The organism is Halomonas caseinilytica (genome assembly GCF_001662285.1).
Classification (GTDB): domain Bacteria; phylum Pseudomonadota; class Gammaproteobacteria; order Pseudomonadales; family Halomonadaceae; genus Halomonas; species Halomonas caseinilytica.
Window position 1 is genome coordinate 25754 of sequence record NZ_BDEO01000004.1, and the last position, 16561, is coordinate 42314.

17 protein-coding genes are annotated in these 16561 nt (G+C 66.1%); 14 read left to right on the forward strand and 3 right to left on the reverse strand.

Annotated elements, in window-relative coordinates; genetic code table 11:
- Positions 1-58: 58 nt before the first annotated feature.
- Positions 59-913, reverse strand: a complete 855-nt coding sequence (gene kynA / locus HSDC_RS05320; RefSeq protein ID WP_064698911.1) for a tryptophan 2,3-dioxygenase — start codon at positions 911-913, stop codon at positions 59-61.
- A 151-nt stretch (positions 914-1064) separates the two neighbouring features.
- Between kynA and HSDC_RS05325 the strand changes: the two genes are divergently transcribed.
- Both HSDC_RS05325 and HSDC_RS05330 read left to right on the forward strand, forming a co-directional pair.
- Entirely contained in the window at positions 1065-1616 is a 552-nt protein-coding gene (locus HSDC_RS05325) for an NUDIX hydrolase (RefSeq protein WP_082919955.1), read from the forward strand.
- Between the two features lie 74 nt (positions 1617-1690).
- Entirely contained in the window at positions 1691-2176 is a 486-nt protein-coding gene (locus HSDC_RS05330) for a glutathione peroxidase (RefSeq protein ID WP_064698912.1), read from the forward strand.
- Positions 2177-2234: 58 nt separating this feature from the next.
- Here HSDC_RS05330 and HSDC_RS05335 read toward each other — a convergent pair whose 3' ends face one another.
- Together HSDC_RS05335 and HSDC_RS05340 are read right to left on the reverse strand one after the other, a co-directional pair.
- The gene (locus HSDC_RS05335) at positions 2235-2789 is read right to left on the reverse strand and encodes a cytochrome b (RefSeq protein WP_064698913.1); all 555 of its coding nucleotides are present in this window, start codon (positions 2787-2789) and stop codon (positions 2235-2237) included.
- A gap of 67 nt (positions 2790-2856) precedes the next feature.
- Positions 2857-3243 carry a DUF7079 family protein gene (locus tag HSDC_RS05340; protein ID WP_064698914.1) on the reverse strand — a complete coding sequence of 129 codons (387 nt, stop codon included), beginning with the start codon at positions 3241-3243 and terminating at the stop codon, positions 2857-2859.
- A gap of 214 nt (positions 3244-3457) precedes the next feature.
- Between HSDC_RS05340 and fabV the strand changes: the two genes are divergently transcribed.
- The 12 genes from fabV (at position 3458) to zapE (ending at position 16494) form a co-directional block, all read left to right on the forward strand.
- Entirely contained in the window at positions 3458-4663 is a 1206-nt protein-coding gene (gene fabV / locus HSDC_RS05345; protein WP_064698915.1) for an enoyl-ACP reductase FabV, read from the forward strand.
- 10 nt (positions 4664-4673) lie between these two features.
- Positions 4674-5354 (forward strand): DUF2959 domain-containing protein, encoded by a 681-nt coding sequence (locus HSDC_RS05350; RefSeq protein ID WP_064698916.1) that lies wholly within the window; start codon positions 4674-4676, stop codon positions 5352-5354.
- Positions 5344-6324, forward strand: a complete 981-nt coding sequence (locus tag HSDC_RS05355) for a GlxA family transcriptional regulator (protein ID WP_170825742.1) — start codon at positions 5344-5346, stop codon at positions 6322-6324. Before HSDC_RS05350 ends, HSDC_RS05355 begins: the two co-directional genes overlap by 11 nt.
- A gap of 130 nt (positions 6325-6454) precedes the next feature.
- Positions 6455-7012 carry an isochorismatase family protein gene (locus tag HSDC_RS05360; protein ID WP_064698917.1) on the forward strand — a complete coding sequence of 186 codons (558 nt, stop codon included), beginning with the start codon at positions 6455-6457 and terminating at the stop codon, positions 7010-7012.
- Positions 7002-7985 carry a GlxA family transcriptional regulator gene (locus HSDC_RS05365; protein WP_064698918.1) on the forward strand — a complete coding sequence of 328 codons (984 nt, stop codon included), beginning with the start codon at positions 7002-7004 and terminating at the stop codon, positions 7983-7985. The genes HSDC_RS05360 and HSDC_RS05365 overlap by 11 nt, the downstream gene beginning before the upstream one ends.
- Positions 7986-8125: 140 nt before the next feature.
- Entirely contained in the window at positions 8126-9340 is a 1215-nt protein-coding gene (locus HSDC_RS05370; protein WP_064698919.1) for an aspartate aminotransferase family protein, read from the forward strand.
- 47 nt (positions 9341-9387) lie between these two features.
- Positions 9388-10458 (forward strand): arginine N-succinyltransferase, encoded by a 1071-nt coding sequence (locus tag HSDC_RS05375; protein ID WP_064698920.1) that lies wholly within the window; start codon positions 9388-9390, stop codon positions 10456-10458.
- Complete coding sequence (gene astA, locus HSDC_RS05380; protein WP_064698921.1) at positions 10458-11504, forward strand: arginine N-succinyltransferase; 1047 nt, start codon at positions 10458-10460, stop codon at positions 11502-11504. Before HSDC_RS05375 ends, astA begins: the two co-directional genes overlap by 1 nt.
- Entirely contained in the window at positions 11504-12973 is a 1470-nt protein-coding gene (gene astD, locus HSDC_RS05385; RefSeq protein ID WP_064698922.1) for a succinylglutamate-semialdehyde dehydrogenase, read from the forward strand. Before astA ends, astD begins: the two co-directional genes overlap by 1 nt.
- Entirely contained in the window at positions 12970-14325 is a 1356-nt protein-coding gene (gene astB / locus HSDC_RS05390) for an N-succinylarginine dihydrolase (protein WP_064698923.1), read from the forward strand. The genes astD and astB overlap by 4 nt, the downstream gene beginning before the upstream one ends.
- Positions 14326-14461: 136 nt before the next feature.
- Positions 14462-15388, forward strand: a complete 927-nt coding sequence (locus HSDC_RS05395; RefSeq protein ID WP_064698924.1) for a DUF808 domain-containing protein — start codon at positions 14462-14464, stop codon at positions 15386-15388.
- The gene (zapE, locus tag HSDC_RS05400; protein ID WP_064698925.1) at positions 15385-16494 is read left to right on the forward strand and encodes a cell division protein ZapE; all 1110 of its coding nucleotides are present in this window, start codon (positions 15385-15387) and stop codon (positions 16492-16494) included. Before HSDC_RS05395 ends, zapE begins: the two co-directional genes overlap by 4 nt.
- The last annotated feature ends 67 nt before the right edge of the window (positions 16495-16561 follow it).

Below are 16561 nucleotides of genomic sequence, written 5' to 3' on the forward strand. Positions count from 1 at the left end.
CGAGAACCTTTCTGAGCATGGCCTTCAGCCGGTGCCCGGTCAACGCTTTCGGCGGCGCTCAGATGAGGGTTCTCACCGACCAGAGTTCGGGGAAGAACTGCAGGTCGAGGGCCTTGACCAGATAGCTGACGCCCCCGGTGCCGCCGGTGCCGCGGCGATAACCGATGATGCGCTCGACGGTCTTCATGTGGCTGAAACGCCATTTCTGGAAGTTGTACTCCAGATCCACCAGCTTTTCGGCCAGTTCATAAAGATCCCAGTAGGTCTCGGTGTCGCGATAGATCTCGCGCCAGGCGGCTTCGACGCGGGATGAGGCGATATAGGGTTCGGACCAGTCGCGCTCGAGCCGGTCATCCGGGATATCGAAGCCACGCTTGTCGAGTTGCTGCAGGGTGATGTCGTAGAGACTGGGGGCGTGAAGCACTTCGTGCAGACGATCATAGTGGCGGGAATGGGCGCGGTGCGCTTCGATCATGCGCGCGTTCTTGTTGCCCAGCAGGAATTCCAGTTCTCGGTACTGGTACGACTGGAAGCCGGAGCTCTGGCCCAGTTCGTCGCGGAAGCTCAGGTAGTCCGCCGGCGTCATGGTGACGAGCACTTCCCAGGCGTTGATGAGCTGCTCCTGGATGCGTGCGACCCGAGTCAGCATCTTGAAGGCGGGGCGCAGGTCGCCGTGGCGAATGTACTCGGCGGCGCCATGGGCTTCATGCAGGCACAGTCGTATCCATAGCTCGGAGGCCTGATGGATGACGATGAACAGCATTTCGTCATGTTCGCGGGAGAGGGGGCGCTGGCAGTCCAGCAGTGACTCGAGGTTCAGGTATTGCCCATAACTCATGGCCTGATCCCAGTGAACGCCCTCATCGTCGAGGTCCACCTGGCGGTTGTCGGTATTCTTGTCGGTATCGCGCATGGCTCGGCCCTTGTTGTCGTCATCGGGAGGGAATGATGACTGTAACGCAGCCACCGGCAAGGCAACGAAGGAAAGGCGATGCCAGCGGCAGGGAGATGACGTGCTCACGACGAGCCGTTAGGCTGAGCCTATTTCCCTGCAGGAAGTTGCCATGACCTCCGACTCAGGTGCGCCGTCCGATTCGACGGTGGTCCAGCGCATATCCGACGAGAGCATCCAGTTGGTGGACGCGCGCAATCGGCCTTGCGGAAGCGCTCCGCGCGCCACCATGCGGCGCTATCACTTCTGGCACCGGGCCACCTATATCGTGGTGCGCAATGCGCGGGGCGAGCTGTGCGTGCAGCGTCGCACGCTATACAAGGAGGTTTTCCCCGGTGGCATCGACCTGGCCGCCGGTGGCGTGGTGGGGGCTGGAGAGGCCGTGCACGTGGCGGCACGACGCGAACTGGCCGAAGAGCTCGGGATCGTCGGGGTTCCCCTGCGGCATGTGCTGGAGTTCGTTCATGCCCGGGATGGCAACCATATCTTCGGTAGCGCCTACTTGGTCGACTATGATGGTCCTCTGGACCTGCAGGCGGATGAAGTCGCCGAGACCTTCTGGCTGCCCCCGGAAAGGGCCTTGGCGCTCGAGGATGTCACGCCGGATACGCGCCAGGTGGTGGAAACGCTCATCCACGACGGTTTGCTCACGGCCTCCGAGTGAGGCCGCGTTGGCGCGGGACTGGCGCCGAGGGAGCCGGCGTGGCATCTTGATGGAACAGACAGCGAGCCCGAGCCATGAGCATCCACGACCATGATTGCCGCACGTATCGCGGCGAGCCATTCAACCTCCGCGCGCTCCGCGGCCAGGTGCTCCTGATCGTCAATGTGGCCAGCCGCTGTGGCTTCACGTCCCAGCTCGGCGAGCTCGAGCGTCTCTATCGTCGCCATCGCGACCGTGGCTTCACCGTGCTGGCCTTTCCCTGCAACCAGTTCGGCCGACAGTCGCCCGAGTCGGCCCCGGCGTTCTGCACCTTCGGCGAACAGACCTATGGCGTGACCTTCCCGCTGATGGAGAAGGTTCAGGTCAACGGGCGCCACGCTCATCCCCTGTTCGTCGAGCTCAAGCGAGAGGCGCCGGGCCTGTTGGGCACGCGAGCCATCAAGTGGAACTTCACCAAGTTCCTGGTGGCCCGGGACGGTCGCGTCGTGCGTCGCTTCTCGCCGCGGGCGGGGATTGGCGAGCTCAATGAAGCGCTGGAGAGGATCCTGGACGACGTCTAGCGCCTCTCGCCGTGCGGCTCGAGGGCAACCGGCCGATTGCCCCGAGTCCGGCAGGCCGCTACGGGAGATCGCTGCCCCTGGTCATCCGCCGGATCAGGGGCTCTTTCCATACATGGGTGTGGACCAGGGCCATGGCGATGTGACCGGCGACCAGCGCGAACAATCCCCAGCCCAGCAGCCCGTGCCACTGGCCACCGAGATTCGTCATCCATTCGATCTCGGTGGCCTGGCCGGCAAAAAGTGGCATGCCCAGGGCGGAGAAGGGGTGATCGGAACCATAGGCGCGAATCAGGGCAATCGTGGGCACCGCGATCATCAACAGATAGATCAGCACATGGCCGAGTGCGGCGAGTCGCTCGATGCCGCGCCGATGGGGCGGTCGGCGCGAGAGATTGAGCAGCCCCCAGATACCTCGCAGAAGCGCCAGGCAGAGCAGTAGTACACCATTGGAAAAATGGAAACCGAAGAAGAAGTCGGTGACTGGCGCCTCGTCGAAAGCGAAGTGCAATGCTGCCGATATCAGCTGCCAGAGCAGCAGCAACGCCATGAACCAGTGGAAAAAGCGGCTTACCAGTCCATATCCGTGGTCGTGGTCCATCATGCGAGTATCCATGTGGCTTCTCCCGCTTTCGTCACTGGCCCGGCTTGTGTCTCACTGACCCGCCTTGGTCGAGGTGGGGTTACAGCGTTTCGCCCCGCGCGATCGAGACCCGTTCCATCAGCTCGTTCCAGCGGTGGCGGGCCATCATGGTGGTCAGGCCCGAAAACAGCGCCCAGGTCTTGCGACGCCATCCCTTGAGCCTCAGGTTGTGGGCAACCAGCTGGCGCATCAGCTTGTGATCGTCGAAGTGGCGCCATTCGCTGGCCACGGACATCTGCTGGCGAGAGAGCACCGGTGCCAGTTCCAGGCGGAAAACCCACTCGAGCTCCCGCACGCTGAGGTCGTGACGCTGGATGACGTCGACCATGCGGGCGTAGTCGGTTTCCCTGGGTTCCCGCTCCAGCCACAGGGGCGCCAGCGCCAGCCATAATTCGCCACGCTCGTCGACGAGGGTCTGGGCATCCATTGGCGGTCTCCTGCTTGTGTGTCGGACATCGGGATCACCGCCATGCTGCCCCAGCCGGCGGCGGTACTCAATAACGGCCTGGCCGGTGTGATTGCCCCGCGAGTCGATGAGGGCGGACAGTGCCGTCCAGTGTCGCTAGAATGTCGCCATTGGCAATACAACTTCCCGGACGCTGCCCCGTGCGGCTCCTCGGTATCCAACGAAGAGGTCTGTCGTGATCATCAAGCCCAAGGTACGCGGTTTCATCTGCACCACCACTCATCCCGTCGGTTGCGAGAAGAACGTGCTCGAGCAGATCGAGGCGACCCGGGCGCGAGGCCTGGACAAGCATGCCGGCCCCAAGAAAGTGCTGGTGGTGGGCGCCTCCAGCGGCTATGGCCTGGCGGCACGCGTCACCGCGGCCTTTGGCTACGGTGCCGATACGCTGGGCGTGTTCTTCGAGAAGCCGGGCACGGAGAAGAAGCCCGGTACCGCTGGCTGGTACAACGCCGCGGCCTTCGACAAGTTCGCCAAGCAGGAAGGGCTGTACAGCAAGTCCATCAACGGTGACGCCTTTTCCCACGAGGCGCGCGAGAAGGCCGTCGAGCTGATCAAGCAGGATCTCGGCCAGGTCGACCTGGTGGTCTATTCCCTGGCGTCCCCGGTGCGCAAGCTGCCCGACAGCGGCGAGATCAAGCGCTCCAGCCTCAAGCCGATCGGCGAGACGTACCGCGCCACTGCCATCGACACCAACAAGGACGCCATCATCGAAGCCGAAGTCGAGCCGGCCACCGAACAGGAGATCGCCGATACCGTCGACGTGATGGGCGGCGAGGACTGGGAGCTGTGGATCGACGCTCTGGACCGCGCCGGTGTGCTGGCGCCGGGGGCACGGTCCGTGGCCTTCAGCTATATCGGCACCGAGATCACCTGGCCGATCTACTGGCACGGCGCCCTGGGCCGTGCCAAGGAAGACCTCGATCGCGCTGCCGGCGAGATCGATAAGCGCCTCGGCGAGCAGGGCGGCGGCGCCAACGTGGCGGTGCTCAAGTCCGTGGTGACCCAGGCCAGCGCGGCGATCCCGGTGATGCCGCTGTATATCGCCATGGTCTACAAGGTGATGAAGGAGCAGGGCCTGCACGAAGGCACCATCGACCAGCTCAACCGCCTGTTCGGCGAGCGTCTCTATTCCCCCCAGGGCGGCGAGATGGCCACCGACGAGGCCGGGCGTCTGCGCCTCGATGACTGGGAGCTGCGCGACGATGTCCAGCAGGCGTGCAAGACGCTGTGGTCGCAGGTCACCACCGACAATCTGTTCGAGATCACCGACTACGCGGGCTACAAGCACGACTTCCTGAAGCTGTTCGGCTTCGAGCGGGACGACGTGGACTACGAGGCCGACGTCGACCCGGTGGCGACCTTCGATGTCGTCGAACTCTGAGAGACGCCGCATGAGACACCGACGTCTGGCGCGGCCCCTCCATGGCTGGCTCGTATCGGCCATCCTGCTGTTGCTGCTGAGCGGTTGCCAGAGTGCCTACTATGGCGCTCTGGAAAAGGTCGGCATCCACAAGCGTGACCTGATGGTGGAGCGGGTCGAGAAAGGTCGTGACGCCCAGGTGGCGGCCGAGGAACAGTTCGCATCGGCGCTGGAACAATTCCGCGCCGTGGTGCGTGTGCCCGACAGCGAGTTGTCGCAGACCTATGAGCGCCTCGACGAGGCGTACGAGCGCAGCGAGGTCGCCGCCGAGCGGGTCGAAACACGCATCGATGACATCGAGTCCGTGGCCGCGGCCTTGTTCGAGGAATGGGAAAGCGAGCTCGATCTCTACCAGAGTGCCGAGTATCGCCGGCTCTCCGAGCAGCGGCTGCGGCAGACGCGTCAGCGCTATGCGCAGATGCACGACGCCATGCAGGAGGCTGCCGACAGCATGCACCCCGTGTTGCTGGCGATGCGCGACAATGTGCTGTTGTTGAAGCACAACCTCAATGCTCGGGCGATCGGGGCGTTGCGTGGGGAAGTCGATGGACTGGAACGCGATGTCGCGGCCCTGAGGGCGCGCATGCAAGCGGCGATCTCCCGATCCAACGCCTTCATCGATACCCTGCACGACGCCGATGATGGTCGCTGATGGCAAGGCCCCGCCCCTTTCCCCCGGTTTGACGCGAGACGTGGGGGTCGTGGTGCTGCCGGGGTTCTCGATGCTGGCCCAGGCCTGTGCCACCGAGCCCTTGCATGTGGCCAACCGGCTGGCCGGCCGGACGCTGTACCGCCTTTCGACCTTCGCCGTCGACGAGCGTCCGGTGGCCAGTGCCTCCGGACAGGCCCTGCTGCCCCAGGCCGCGGCTGCAGCCTCCGGCGCCTCCCTGGACTTGCTGCTGGTGTGCGCGCCGGGCCCACTGGCGGGGAGTGTCCCACAGTCGCTGCTCGACTGGCTGCAACGCCTGGCCGCCGCTCGGGTGGTGCTGGGGGGTATCGGCGGCGGCACCGAGGTGCTGGCGCGTACCGGGGTACTGGATGGCTATCGTGCCACCTTGCCCTGGCCGCGTTTCGAGGCCTTCGCCCGGGATTATCCGCGGGTCCGCCTGTCGCAGCAGTTGTTCGAGATCGACCGCGACCGGCTGACCTGTGGAGGCGGCACCGCCGCCATGGACATGATGATGACCCTGGTCGGCAGCCACCACGGTGACGAGCTGGCCGAGCGCATCTCCGAACACTTCGTGCTCGAGCGTATCCGCATGGGCGACGAGCCCCAGCAGGTGCCGTTGCGCACGCGACTCGGCCATGCGCCCCAGAGTCTGGTGGACGCGGTGGCGCTGATGGAGTCGAACATCGAAGAACCGCTGACGACCCACGAACTGGCCGAGCATCTCGGCATCTCGCGTCGCCAGCTCGAACGGCTGTTCAAGAAGTACCTCCAGGCCGTGCCCAGTCGCTACTACCTCAACCTGCGCTTGCAGCAGGCTCGCCGTCTGCTGCGCGAAAGCGACCGTCCCGCCGGCGAGATCGCCCTGCAGACCGGCTTTTCCTCGGCGGCGCATTTCTCCACTGCCTATCGCAATCACTTTGGCATGACGCCCCGCGAGGAGCGTTTGGGCTAGAGGCTCGACGAACAGTGTCGGCACTCGGTGATTATGGCCGAAAATGTCCGCTGATGAGCCGTTTGTGGCCTCAGCCACGCGAACGAGCAGGAGTATCCTGGCATGATTCCCATTGACGGAGAGCATGCCCATGAACACCGCGCTACTGATGATCGACGTTCAAGCTTCCTTCCCGGCCCGTGACTACTGGGACGAGGCGCTGGCTGTCCCTTGGCGCGAGCGGCAACACGCCTTGCTGGAACTGGCCCGCCAGGCCGACATTCCCATGGTGCGCATCTTCCACGAGGAGCCGGGAAGCGCGACGCCTTTCGATCCCGCCAATGGCCTGGTTCGTCCGCTCGAGGGGTTCGATGAGCCAGCGGCGGCGACCTTTCACAAGCGGGCCCATAACGCCTTCACCGATACCGAGCTGGAGCGCTGGCTGCGCGAGCGGGGCATCGAACGGCTGATCGTCAGCGGCATTCGCACCGAGCAGTGCTGCGAGACCACCACGCGTGTTGCCGCCGATCTCGGCTTCGCGGTGGACTTCGTCAGTGAGGCGACCTTGACCTTACCCATGACCCGATTGGGTCGAACCTGGTCCGCCGAGGACATTCGCGCGCGCACCGAGCTGGTGCTGGAAGGCCGCTTCGCGCGCATCGTCGATGTCGCCGGCCTGGCGAAGGAGTGGGGCACGCATGCCGCTTGAGACGGTGCCGTCCCCGACGGTCGGGGTGCTGATGCTCCCCGGCCAGGTCCCGCTCGACCTGGTGGGCCCGCTGCAGGTGCTGCACAGTGCGCAGCGCATGCACGAGGATCTGAGGATTCGCTATTTCGGCCCCTGCGAGACGCTCGACTGGCTGGGGCCGCTGGCGCTGAGCGGTATCGAGCCCCTGCCCAGGACGCCGCAAGCCTGGGATCTGCTGCTGGTGCCTGGGCAGTATCGGCAGGGCATCGATCCGAGCCGTCAGCCGCTGGCCGTCGAATGGCTGCGCGAGCATGCGCCGGTTGCCGGCACGGTCATGGGCATCTGCTCGGGTTCGCTGCTGCTGGCTGAGGCAGGACTGCTGGAAGGCCGGCGCGCTACCACTCATCACACCCTGCTGTCGCGCCTGGAAGCGTTGGCGCCTGGTGCGCGCGTGCAGGGCGACTGCATCTTCATCGAAGATGGGCCCATCCTCACCAGCGCCGGCATCTCCACGGGAATCGACACCATGCTGCACTGGCTGACACGGCGCCTCGGGCACCGGCTGACACTGGCGGTGGCCCGGGAGATGGTGCTCTACCTGCGCCGTAGTGGCCATGAGCCACAACTGTCCGGTTGGCTGGAGGGGCGCAACCATGTCGACGAGCGTATCCACCGCTTGCAGGATGCCCTGTGCGACCGCCTGGGGGTGGCGTGGTCGATGGCCGACATGGCGAGGGTGGCGGTCATGAGCGAGCGTCACCTGCGCCGACGCTTCGTGGCGGTCGCCGGCATGTCGCCGCACGATTACCTGATGCGCCTGCGTCTGCAGCTTGCGCGACAATTGATGGAAGAGACGCCCTGGAGCCTGGCGCGCATCGCCGGCGAGGTCGGGTTCGGCGATGATCGCCAACTCCGGCGCGCCTGGCGGCGGTTCGAGAGCGGATCGCCCCATGCATGGCGGGCGTGCCGGTCGTCTGAGAGCGGTTCGGCCTGATCCGAGAGGCTGCCTTCTTTCACAATTCGCCGTCCCATTGCTGAAAGCCCCCTCGGTCCGCGCTCCCTATACTCGAATGCATCGACTCGAAAGCACGATGAGCCATCCTTCCGAGTCTTCTCGAGCAAAAGGAGCGTGACATGACCCAGACCCCGACCCGCAGCGACTTCGACCAGTACATGGTGCCCAACTACGCGCCCCAGAAGGCCATCCCGGTGCGTGGCGAGGGCAGCCGCCTGTGGGATCAGCAGGGCAAGGAGTACATCGATTTCGCCGGGGGCATCGCGGTGAACGCGCTGGGTCACTGTCACCCGGTGCTGGTCGATGCCCTCAAGGATCAGGCCGACAAGCTGTGGCACCTGGCCAATGTCTATACCAACGAGCCGGCCCTGAAGCTGGCACGCAGCCTGGTCGAGCGTACCTTTGCCGACAAGGTCTACCTGTGCAACTCCGGTGGCGAGGCCAACGAGGCCGCGCTCAAGCTGGCGCGTCGCTGGGCCTACGACCATCACGGCGAGCGCAAGAACCGCATCGTCTCCTTCGGCAAGTCTTTCCACGGCCGGACCTTCTTCACCGTCAGCGTCGGCGGCCAACCGAAGTATTCCCAGGGCTTCGGCCCGGTCCCCGGCGGCATCGTGCATGGCGACTTCAATGACCTCGACAGCGTGCGCGACCTGATCGATGCCGACACCTGTGCGGTGATGGTCGAGCCGATGCAGGGCGAGGGCGGCATCATTCCCGCCGACCCCGAGTTCCTCAAGGGACTGCGTGAACTCTGTGATGCCAACGATGCCTTGCTGATCTTCGACGAGGTGCAGACCGGCGTGGGCCGCACCGGCTCGCTGTATGCCTACATGCAGTACGGCGTGGCGCCGGACATCCTGACCACCGCCAAGGCTCTCGGCGGCGGCTTCCCGGTGGGTGCCATGCTGACCACCGACCGCGTCGCCCCGTCGCTGGGTCTGGGCACTCACGGCTCGACCTACGGCGGCAATGCCCTGGCGTCCGCCGTGGCCCTGGCAGCGGTCGAGCACATCGACACCCCCGAGGTGCTGGAGGGCGTGGCCAAGCGTCATGACCTGTTCCGCGAGCACCTCGAGACCATCAATCGCAAGCACGGCGTCTTCAAGGAAGTGCGTGGCATGGGGCTGTTGATCGGTGCCGAGATGCGTCCCGAGTACGAGGGGCGCGCCAAGGACATCCTGCCGCTGGCCATCGAGGAGGGTCTGATGGCGTTGGTGGCGGGTCCCAACGTGTTGCGCATGGCGCCGTCGCTGGTGATTCCCGAGGCAGACATCGCCGAGGGCATGGCGCGCCTCGAGCGGGCCATCGCTCGCCTGGTGGCCGACCAGTGAGCCGCGTCTCCGCCATGCAGGAAGCCCAATCACGTGGAGGCCATGACATGCTGGTGGTACGTCCCGCCCGGCCGGCGGATCTGCCGGCCCTGGAGCGGCTGGCGGGGAGCGCCACGCCGCGCCTGACCAATCTGCCGGCGCATCGCGACCGGCTGGAGGAGCGTATCGCGCGCTCCCAGCGGGCCTTCGAGGCCGAGGTGGAGTTTCCCGGCGATGAGCACTATACGTTCGTGCTCGAGGACCTGGAGCGGGGCGAGGCGGTGGGTACCGCCACCATCCGCGCCCAGGCCGGTGCCCGGGAAGCCTACTATACCTATCGCCAGGAGACGCTGATCCACGCCTCGCAGCAGCTCGACGTGCGCCGCGAGGTACAGACCCTGTCGCTCTCCCATGAGGTTTCCGAAGCCAGCCTGCTGTGCGCCTATTCGCTCGACTCGCACTATCGGGGCACCAGCGCCGAGAGTCTGCTGCGTCGTGCACGGCTGATGTTCATCGCCCAGTACCCGGAACGCTTCGCCGAGATCCTGGCGATGGCCTTCCCCGGTTATCTGGACGACGAGCAGCAATCGCCGTTCTGGAACAGCGTGGGGCGTCATTTCTTCGTCCGCGACTTCCAGGACATCAACTATATCGCTGGGGTGCGCTCGAAGAGCTTCATCGCCGAGGTGATGCCGCAGTTCCCGCTGTACCTGGCGCTGCTCACGCCTCAGGCGCGGGCCGCGGTGGGACGTGAGCACCCGGAGCACGAGCCGGCCATGAGCGAGATGCTCGCCGAGGGCTTTTTGCGCTCGCGACATGTCGACATCTTCGATGCTGGGCCGGTGATCAAGGGCGAGCGCGAGCGGCTCGAGAGCTTTCGTCAAGCCGCCTGGCATCCGGTACGCATTCGTCCCTCCCATTCGCTGCCCGACGCCGAGCCGGCGATGGTCGCCAATCAGCGTCTCGGCGATTTCCGTTGCGTCGTGGCGCGTTATGCCCTGTCGCCCACCGGCCAGTTGATGCTGTCGCCGGAGCACGCCGAGCTGCTCGGCGTCGAGGAAGGCCGCGCCGTGCTTGCCGCGCCGCTGTCACTCGCAGGAGCCGAGCATGACCCGGGTTACGACGAGGGAGAGTTGTAATGCGCATCCGACCGATTGCCGAGTCCGACCTGGACGATCTGCGGGTGCTGGCCCGCGAAACGGGGGTGGGGTTCACCTCGCTGCCCGATAACGAACCCTTCCTGGCCGCCAAGATCGCCTCGGCGGTGAGCGCCTTCAATGGCGAGACGCCGGAAGACAAGCGCTTGTACTTCTTCGTGCTCGAAGACGAGGTCGAGGGCCGTCTGGCCGGCTGCTGTGCCATCGAAAGCCAGGTGGGACGCGAGATCCCCTTCTATCATTATCGCGTCGGCACCCTGGCGCACTCTTCGGTGCAGCTCGACCTGCACCGCACCATCGACACGCTCTTCCTGAGCTCGGACCACACCGGCGACGCCGAGGTGGCCTCGCTGTTCCTGCGTGCCGAGTATCGTGGTACCGACCGTCGCCACGAGCGCAACGGCGCGCTGCTGTCGATGATGCGCTGGCTGTTCATGGCCCAGTTCCGCGATGGCTTCCCCGACAAGGTTCTGGCGGAGATGCGCGGTCTGTTCGACGAGTCGGGCAGGAGTCCCTTCTGGGAGTGCCTGGGCAGCCACTTCTTCCCCATGGACTTCAACGAGGCCGACCGGCTCACCGGGCTGGGTCAGAAGAGCTTCATTGGCGAGCTGATGCCCAAGTTCCCGATCTACACGCCCTTTCTCTCCGAGGAGGCGCGTGCCTGCATCGGCCAGGTGCACGAGGACACGCGCCCGGCGCTGGCGATGCTCAAGAAGGAAGGCCTGCGCTGGGAAGGCTTCATCGACATCTTCGATGGCGGTCCCACCGTGGAAGCCTATATCGACGACGTGCGTGGCGTGCGCCTGTCGAGAACCTGCCGGGTCGAGGTCAAGGCCGGCGAGCTGGAGCAGACGCCGCGTCCGCGTTGGCTGGCCGCCAGTACCGTCATGGCCGATTTCCGCGCAGCCTGGGTGGGACGCGGCCCCGACGCAGAAGGCGTGTTGACCCTGAGCGAGGCCGAAGCCGAGCGACTCGAGGTCGGCTCGGGCGACACCCTGCGTATTCTGGATACCGACGAGGAGACATGATGAAGGCGACGCAACAGCTACTGATCGGCGGCCATTGGCAGTCCGGCGAGGCCGAGGCATTCGCCAAGCATGATCCCGTAGGCGGCGAGGCGCTGTGGTCCGGCGGCGCTGCCAGCGAGGCCCAGGTGGGCGCTGCGGTGGATGCTGCCCGTGCCGCCATGCCGGCTTGGGCGCGCACGCCCTTGGAGGAGCGCAAGGCGCTGGTGGAGCGTTTCCGCGACGTGCTGGAAACCCACCGCGAAGCGCTGGCCACGGCCATCGCCCATGAGACCGGCAAGCCCCTGTGGGAGGCGCGCACCGAGGTTGGCGCCATGATCGGCAAGGTGGCGATCTCGATTCGTGCCCAGCAGGAGCGTGCCGGCGAGCGCGAGCGTGACCTGGGCGGTGCCCGGGCGGTGCTGCGCCATCGTCCGCATGGCGTGATGGCGGTGTTCGGCCCCTACAACTTCCCGGGCCACCTGCCCAACGGCCATATCGTGCCGGCTCTGCTGGCCGGTAACACCGTGGTCTTCAAGCCCAGCGAGCAGACGCCGCTGACTGCCGACTTGACCCTGCAGTGCTGGCGCGAGGCGGGGCTGCCGGAAGGCGTCATCAACCTCGTCCAAGGCGCGGCGCCGGTGGGGCAGGCGCTGTCCCGGCATCCGGACATCGATGGCCTGCTGTTCACCGGCAGCGCCAAGGTCGGCGGTCTGTTGCAGCGTCAGTTCGCCGAGCAGCTCGGCAAGATCCTGGCCCTGGAGCTTGGCGGCAACAATCCGCTGGTGATCAAGGACGTACCGGACCAGGCCGCGGCCGTGCTGACCATCCTTCAGTCGGCCTTCCTGTCCGGTGGCCAGCGCTGTACCTGCGCGCGCCGACTGATCGTCCCTCGTGGACCGGTGGGTGACCGGCTGCTGGAGGCGCTGAGCGAGGCGATCGGCAAGCTGCGGGTAGCCGGCCAGTTCGCCGAGCCGGCCGGCTTCTATGGTGGCCTGGCGACTCTCGACGCGGCCGATGGGCTGCTCGATGCCCAGGCGGACCTCGAGGCACGGGGTGGTACGGTGCTGTCGCGCATGGCACGCCTGGAGGAGGGCACCAGCCTGCTGTCTCCCGCCCTGATCGATGTCACCGGTCTGGACGTTCCCGACGAGGAGCACTTCGGCCCGCTGCTCAAGGTCTACCGCTATGACGACTGGGACGAAGCCTTGCACCTCGCCAACGATACTCGTTATGGCCTCTCCGCCGGGCTGATCGGTGGCGAACGGGCCGACTGGGACGACTTCCTGCTGCGTATTCGTGCCGGCATCGTCAACTGGAATCGCCAGACGACCGGTGCGTCCGGTGACGCGCCCTTCGGTGGGGTCGGTGACAGCGGTAACCATCGCCCGAGCGCCTATTACGCCGCCGATTACTGCGCCTATCCGGTGGCCTCCATGGAGAGCGAGGAGCTGCAACTGCCCGAGGAACTGCCGCCGGGGGTGACGCTATGAGCGAGGCCCGGCGAGACGTTCGCGAGGTAAACTTCGACGGTCTGGTGGGCCCGACGCACAACTACTCGGGACTGGCGCATGGCAATGTCGCCTCGATGACCCACCAGGGGTTGATCGCCAACCCCCGCGAGGCGGCGCTTCAGGGGCTCGGCAAGATGAAGGCGCTGATGGAGGCCGGCTACGCCCAGGGCGTGTTGCCGCCTCAGCAGCGCCCGGACCTTGGCGCCCTGCGCGCCCTGGGATTCGCTGGCGACAACGCTCGGGTGCTGGCCCGGGCCGCCAGCGAGGCGCCGCAACTGCTGCGTGCGGTGTGTTCCGCCTCCAGCATGTGGACGGCTAATGCCGCCACGGTGACGCCGAGTATCGATGCCGCCGACGGTCGGGTTCACTTCACGCCGGCCAACCTGCAGTCGAGCTTCCATCGCTATCTGGAACCGGCCACCACCGGCCGGGTGCTGGCGTCGATCTTCGCTGACGAGACGCGCTTCGCGCACCATCCGGCGCTGCCCGCCACGCCGGCCTTCTCCGACGAGGGAGCGGCCAACCACACCCGGCTGTGCGCCGAGCACGGCGCGCCCGGGGTGCATCTCTATGTTTATGGCCGCCAGGCGTTCGGGGGCGACGGCGTCGAGCCGCGTCGCTATCCGGCTCGCCAGACCCGGGAAGCCAGCCAGGCGGTGGCACGCCAGCACGGTCTCGATGAGGCGCAGGCGGTGTTTGTCCAGCAGCATCCCGAGGCCATCGATGCCGGTGTCTTCCACAATGACGTCATCGCGGTGGGCAACGGCCCGGTGCTGCTCTATCACGAGATGGCCTTCCGTGATGAAGAGGGCACCCTGGACGCCCTGCGAGCCAGGATGCCCGAGCCGCTGATTCCGGTGCGCGTGCCGTGCGAAGCGGTCAGCCTGGACGATGCCGTGGCCTCGTACCTGTTCAACTCTCAGTTACTCAGCAACCCGGATGGCAGCATGACGCTGGTGGTACCCGGCGAGTGCCAGGAACGCGAGGCGGTGTGGCGTTGCATCCAGGATCATCTGCTGGCCGGCAACAATCCGATCAGCGAGGTGGTGGTCAAGGACGTCAAGCAGTCCATGCGCAACGGCGGCGGTCCGGCCTGTCTGAGGCTGCGCGTGGCGCTTTCGGCGCCGGAGCGTGCCGCCGTCTCCGGGCGCGTGCTGCTCGACGAGGCCTTGCATGGCGAGTTGACGGCCTGGGTCGAGCGCCACTACCGGGATCGCCTGGCACCCGACGACCTGGCCGACCCACAGCTCGCCGAGGAGACCCTCACCGCTCTCGACGAGCTGACCGGCATTCTGTGCATCGGCAGCGTCTACCCATTTCAGTTGGGCTGAAACGGCGATTCCTTCCTTGTCTTTCCCCGCCACACGGCGGGGCTTTTTCGTGCAGGCGGGCCATTCATGCTCGGCGTCGGCAGTGACTGCGGTTATGCTGGGGATCACATGTCCACCATCACGACAGGAGGTCCCCGTGGCTGGAGCCAGTCTACTGACACTGATCGATGACATCGCCACCATCCTCGACGATGTCTCGGTGATGACCAAGGTCGCGGCCAAGAAGACCGCCGGCCTGCTGGGGGATGATCTGGCCCTCAATGCCGAGCAGGTCACCGGCGTGAGGGCGGCTCGCGAGTTGCCGGTGGTCTGGGCGGTGGCCAAGGGCTCGTTGCTCAACAAGGTGATTCTGATTCCTGCCGCGCTGCTGATCAGCGCGCTCCTGCCCTGGCTGGTGACGGTGCTGCTGATGCTGGGCGGTGCCTTCCTGTGCTTCGAGGGCGCCGAGAAGCTGGCGCACAAGTTCCTGCATGGCGAGGACGACAAGGCGGAGCACGCCGAGCGAGCCAAGGCGCTGGCTTCCGGCGATGTCGACATGCGGGCCTTCGAGCGCCAAAGGATCAAGGGGGCCGTGCGTACCGACTTCATCCTCTCCGCCGAGATCATCGTCATCGCCCTGGGCACGGTCACCGGGGCAGCCCTGGGCCAGCAGATCGTCGTGCTGATCGGCATTGGCCTGTTGATGACGGCCGGTGTCTATGGCCTGGTCGCGGGCATCGTCAAGCTGGATGACCTGGGGTTCTACCTCGATGAGCGTGGCGGCGCCCTGGCCGTCGTCGGGCGCGGCCTGGTCAAGGGAGCCCCTTATCTCATGAAGTTGCTGTCGGTGGTCGGTACCCTGGCGATGTTCCTGGTCGGCGGCGGCATTCTGAGCCATGGCGTTCCCGCCCTGCATCATCTGGGCCAGGACATGAGCGAGGTCGAGCTGGCCATGCCGGGTCTGGACGCCATCGTGCACGGTCTCGGCCCGATGCTGCTCAACCTCGTGGTCGGTGTGGTGGCCGGCGTCGTGGTGCTGGTCGTGGTGACTCTGATCCAGAAGTGGCGTGGCGCCGACGCATGACATCGCCCCTGGTTGCCTATCGACGTGCCCTGGCGGATGGTTTTGTCGCGGATGATGCCCAGTGGCAGGCCGTCGAGGCGCTCGAGGATGTCCATCGGGCCCTGTCGCGCAGGGACGATCAGGTCCCGGGCGTCTATCTATGGGGAACGGTGGGGCGCGGCAAGACCTGGCTGATGGACGCCTTTCAGCGTGGCCTCGAGGTGCCGTCGAGACGCCAGCACTTCCATCATTTCATGCGCTGGGTGCATCGTCGCCAGTTCCAGCTGACCGGGACCGCCGATCCGCTGCGTTGCCTGGCCGCCGAGTTGCGTGCCGAGGCGCGCGTGCTGTGTCTCGATGAGCTCTTCGTCGCCGATATCGCCGATGCCATGCTGCTTGGCCGCCTGCTGGGCGAGCTGTTCGAGCAGGGTGTGACTCTGGTAACCACGTCCAACCAGCCGCCTTCCGGGCTCTATGCCGACGGCTTCAACCGCGAGCGCTTTCTGCCGGCCATCGAGGCCATCGAGCGTAGCACCCGGGTGGTGCACCTGGCCGGCGACCAGGACCACCGGTGTCACCCGGGGGCGGTCGAGCAGCGCTACTGGGTGCGCGGCGCAGGCCAAGCCAGTGTACTGCCGGCGGTCTTTGCACGACTCAACGGGGAGCGGGCGGCGTCTGCCGAGCCGTTCACCCTGGCACACCTGCCGATCGAGGTGGAGGCGCGCAGCGAGTCGGTCCTGTGGTGCCGCTATGCGGCCCTCTGCGAACGGCCGCTGGCGGCTCTGGACTTCATCGCCTTGTGCGATCGGTTTCGCCATGTCCTGCTCGGCGAGGTGCCTTGTCTCGTCGGCACTCCCGTTGCCTCGCGGATCGCGCGGGGCACCGAGGACGCCGGCGCCAGGGTCGAGACCGGCGACCGCGAGCTGCCGGCACTCTCCCGGCATGATGATGGCGTGCGTCGATTCATCGCTCTGGTCGATGAATGCTACGACCGTGGCGTTCCTCTGCATGTCGAGGCCCGGGTGCCCATGGAGGCGCTCTATCCGGCCGGACACCTGGCCTTTCCCTTTCGCCGTACCCTGAGCCGGCTGCGGGAGATGCAATTGGCGCGTTTCGCCTCTCGATAACGGCGATCTCCGATGAGCCTTCGGGGGCAAGGAACCTGCTCGTGGAGCCGAGCGGGGCGTTGGCAGT